Origin of the sequence: uncultured Escherichia sp., assembly GCF_948475835.1 — a bacterium.
Lineage (GTDB): Bacteria > Pseudomonadota > Gammaproteobacteria > Enterobacterales > Enterobacteriaceae > ECMA0423.
Genome location: NZ_CAOLGM010000219.1, coordinates 1 through 3,491, shown reverse-complemented (window position 1 = coordinate 3,491; position 3,491 = coordinate 1). Strand labels below are relative to the sequence as shown.

Here is a 3,491-nt window from a genome sequence, read left to right as displayed (position 1 = left end):
AATTTTGTCGTGGCCAGCTTATTGCTGTTATCCGCTTTATCCGCAGTTGGTGCAGTCGGGGTGCCGCTAAACGCCGGGGATTCTTTGTGGGCATATTGGGTATGCGGATCCTCTGCATTGATGTGTTTCTCTATTAATTTGTCCAGTTGCAAGGATGCACCAGACATCCTGTCGTCCACATATTTGCGGGTTGCCAGGACTACTGACGGGTCAATTTTCAGTGTGACAGACTCTGTATTGCTGACAATAAGGAGCATTCGGATGGTCTGTGTACGACCACTCCCTTCCTGCAATCGTGGTTTGTAGGTTTCCGGGCAGTTCGCCACTGCAATAAGGATCCCTTCATCATCGTAAAGACCAATCTCACGGATCCAGAAACCTCCTTCATTTTCAGGAATGATTTGTTCCGCAATAATCTGGCCCGGATTAGAGGGGTCGATATCCAGCATATTCAGCGGAGCAATGCGTTTCTGGTTAATCAGTCTGGTTTGTGTCGGATCTGGCGTTGGTAATATGCCGTTTGCATCACCCACGGCCATTTGCGTCAGATTCAGCTTGCTGCCGAGCATGGTCGCGTTTGCCAGCCTTGCTGCGCCCTGGCTGGTCAGTATGGCATAGTATTTTGATGTCATGGGTTTACTCTCAGATTATCAATTAAATGAATGGCCGGGGCAGGGAAATAATCCCCTTCGACAATAATGGACTCCGGGGTGTAGGGATAAACCGTCAGGGCATCGCCGTGATAGCATCCCGTACCAACGAAAATCTTTCCGTTCACACTCAGGCTGATCGCCAGCCCCGTCAGATGGCGACTTACTGGTTTTGCATCCGCAATAAGGCGCTCAAGTTCCTGATACATTTCATCGGTGATGCCCTGATCAAGTACTCCGACAACAATGCGAAATGTTCCCGGCTCCTCGTTGAGTTGCCACCACTCCTTTACTTCAATCAGGTAGCCGAGAGGCTCCACGGCTCTTCGCAGTGCGCTGATGGTCCCTTTGTGTCGGTGTATCAGCCATGCATCACGAATCACCTGTCGCTTTGTCTCTTCCGGCCAGTTGCGATCCCAGCGGTCAACGGAAAATGCCCAGGCGAGATAAGGCAGCAGATGCACCGGGCAGGTGTCCGGTGACCACAGCGTGTTGAGGTCTACCGGGATGTCTGTAATGCGCGCTCCGACAGCTTCGGCGCAACGCATGAAACTGCTGGCTGATGGCGGTAACAGTGAATTACTCATTACGCCCACCTTCGCTGATGGTGAATGACTCACAGCGCGCCGCCTGTATGTCGCTGATGGCCATATTCTGTGTGGGTTCGATTATCTCCACGCGTTGCACACCGTGCACATGCAGTGCGGCAGCAATGGCGGACAACGCCACGTCCTGACCGATAAGCCCCTGCTCAGCCAGCCACTTCCTGAACGACGATTCAGCCGCCGCCAGAATAGGTTCGGATTCCGGACCGGGGTAAAAGTACAGTTTTGCATTCAGCCGCCATGTCACGATTCTGGCGCTCTGTACGGTCAGGCGGTCGGCCACCGGGCGGGTATCCTCTGCATTCAGAACGGCGCGAACGGTATTAAGCAACGCCTCCGTTGCTGTGCCGTCGCCTTCAGTGGACAGGATGGAAACCGTCACACAGGCCGGAGACGGACTGATGGCCCGCGCATCACGCACCAGACCGCTGGCGCTGCGGGCAAAATACTCGTATGCACCTGACGGGCCAGCAACACTCAGGCCGTCGTACGCCCGCTGCGCCCGCAGTCTCAGCGAGGTGTCGCTCTCCATCACCGCGTCGGTGGTATCCGTTGCCGGAGTGATAACCAGGCGCTTTGTGTTCATATTGCCCGCGAGGTTGTCCAGGTCTGTTCCGGCGCTGTGGCTTAACATGCAGGCGCGTGCCCCCTCGTTAACCCGCTGGCGTAACAGCATTTCACGAAAAGACATGGTTTGAGCGATAACGTTCAGGGGTTCCGATTCCAGCTCCAGCGCGGCGGAGACGGCTTCACGCTGTTCGGCAGGATAGGACGCAATCATCATGGCCTTTGTGTCAGCCAGAATTGCCTCAAAGTCAGGCTCCGCTATGATGGCGGGTTCCGGTAACTGGGAAAGGTCAACGGCAGGCATGATTTACTCTCTCAGCGTGATGGTTAATTCAACATTCTGCATGGTCTGCATGACAGTGCCCGACAGCGTCACCCCAGCGCGGCCTCCTGCTTTCCAGACAACATCGATGGCATCCAGGGCAATGCGGGGTTCCCATCGTGTCAGTGCAATCACGGCAGCACTCATGCATTGCAGACGCGTGGTGTTATTCATGGGTTCGTCAATCAAATCAGGCACAAGGCTGCCATATTCCCGTCGCATAACCCGGCTTGCCAGCGGGGTGGTCAGGATGTCCCTGACTGACTGTTTCAGGTGGTCCATATCGTTCAGGTTTCCCGTCCCGTCCGGGTTCATTCCTGTGTAGCGGGTTGTCACTGCGGGCCTCCTGTCGAATCGCTGCCACCTTTAACACCACCGTGCTTATGCGTATGCACTGTGATGCCGTTTGAGGTGAAATCGCCGCCGCTGTGCGTGATATTGCCGCTCATCTTTCCCCCTTTTGTGACGTCAAGCGTCGCCGTTCTCAGAAGGTCTGTGCATTCCACGACGGGCGTATCCAGTGTCACGCTGACGGATGCCTGCAGGGTGGCTGTTTTCATGCCGCTGGCGCTCAGTGCGCCTGCGTCCGCGTCGTAGCGGAACACCGCGCCATCCGGCGCACTGACCACGATTTCTTTCAGGCTTTTTCCGGGGGCCGGACTGGCATCACTCCACAGGCTGCCAATTATCATGGCGGTTTCCGGGTTGCCGCCAATGCAGGCAATTACCACCTGTTCGCCTGGTGATGGCGGCAGCCACACATTGAAGGCTCCCGCGCGCGTGGTGTTCCAGCGCAACCATCCTGTTTCCAGTTCGCCGCTGCGAACGCGCACGCGCCAGGACTTCTCATCAACTTCAGAGATGATCCCGGTGCGGATGATATTGCTCAGCAGTCGCATGAGTTCTGCGCTCACCGTACAGCCTCCGCAATCCGGCCCAGCACCGTGTTATAAATCAGGCGCTCATCTGCCTGGCTGATACCCAGCAGCTCACGTACCGGGTAATCGGTGAAAATGCCCGGCGCAACCTGATCGCGCTCACCGAACTGATGAACGCGGGCAATACGTGCGGCCACGCCGCTGTAACCCACCGTCACACCGGAAGCATCTGCACGGGCTTTCAGGTAGCGGGCGGTGCGCAGTTTTACGAACATGGGGACGCGCTTTGTGCTGTCCTGGTTGATGCGCCGGGTGCGTATTTCCAGAAAACGGTCGATGTCATCCCGGTAAAACGTGCGGATATTGTTTTTATCCTCATCCCACCCGGTAATGGTTCGCCCGTATTTCCCCGTGTCGTGATGCCAGTTTTTCAGCGTGCGTGCTTCGTTATTCCAGATAAAGCGAATGC

General features: G+C 56.0%; 6 protein-coding genes. All 6 read right to left on the bottom strand.

All coding sequences use genetic code 11. From position 1 onward, the window contains the following. Window positions 1-632, bottom strand: a 632-nt coding sequence (locus QZF50_RS23065) for a phage tail protein (RefSeq protein ID WP_290377971.1), incomplete at its 3' end; no start/stop codon positions are given. Beyond that, window positions 629-1,237 (bottom strand): phage tail protein I, encoded by a 609-nt coding sequence (locus tag QZF50_RS23060; protein WP_061892403.1) that lies wholly within the window; start codon window positions 1,235-1,237, stop codon window positions 629-631. The genes QZF50_RS23065 and QZF50_RS23060, both read right to left, overlap by 4 nt. Continuing rightward, on the bottom strand, window positions 1,230-2,126 hold the full coding sequence (locus QZF50_RS23055) for a baseplate J/gp47 family protein (protein ID WP_032419537.1): 897 nt from the start codon (window positions 2,124-2,126) through the stop codon (window positions 1,230-1,232). The genes QZF50_RS23060 and QZF50_RS23055 overlap by 8 nt, the downstream gene beginning before the upstream one ends. Window positions 2,127-2,129: 3 nt before the next feature. Beyond that, window positions 2,130-2,480 carry a GPW/gp25 family protein gene (locus tag QZF50_RS23050; RefSeq protein ID WP_061892402.1) on the bottom strand — a complete coding sequence of 117 codons (351 nt, stop codon included), beginning with the start codon at window positions 2,478-2,480 and terminating at the stop codon, window positions 2,130-2,132. Continuing rightward, on the bottom strand, window positions 2,477-3,043 hold the full coding sequence (locus QZF50_RS23045; RefSeq protein ID WP_001499761.1) for a phage baseplate assembly protein V: 567 nt from the start codon (window positions 3,041-3,043) through the stop codon (window positions 2,477-2,479). The genes QZF50_RS23050 and QZF50_RS23045 overlap by 4 nt, the downstream gene beginning before the upstream one ends. Before the next feature lie 11 nt (window positions 3,044-3,054). Further along, window positions 3,055-3,491 (bottom strand): phage virion morphogenesis protein (locus QZF50_RS23040; RefSeq protein ID WP_290389019.1); only part of this gene is annotated, 437 nt, incomplete at its 5' end.

Coding starts and splice junctions, on each gene's coding strand:
- QZF50_RS23055 (WP_032419537.1), bottom strand. CDS start 2,126: ATGCCTGCCGTTGACCTTTCCCAGTTACCGGAACCCGCCATCATAGCG.
- QZF50_RS23045 (WP_001499761.1), bottom strand. CDS start 3,043: ATGCGACTGCTGAGCAATATCATCCGCACCGGGATCATCTCTGAAGTT.
- QZF50_RS23060 (WP_061892403.1), bottom strand. CDS start 1,237: ATGAGTAATTCACTGTTACCGCCATCAGCCAGCAGTTTCATGCGTTGC.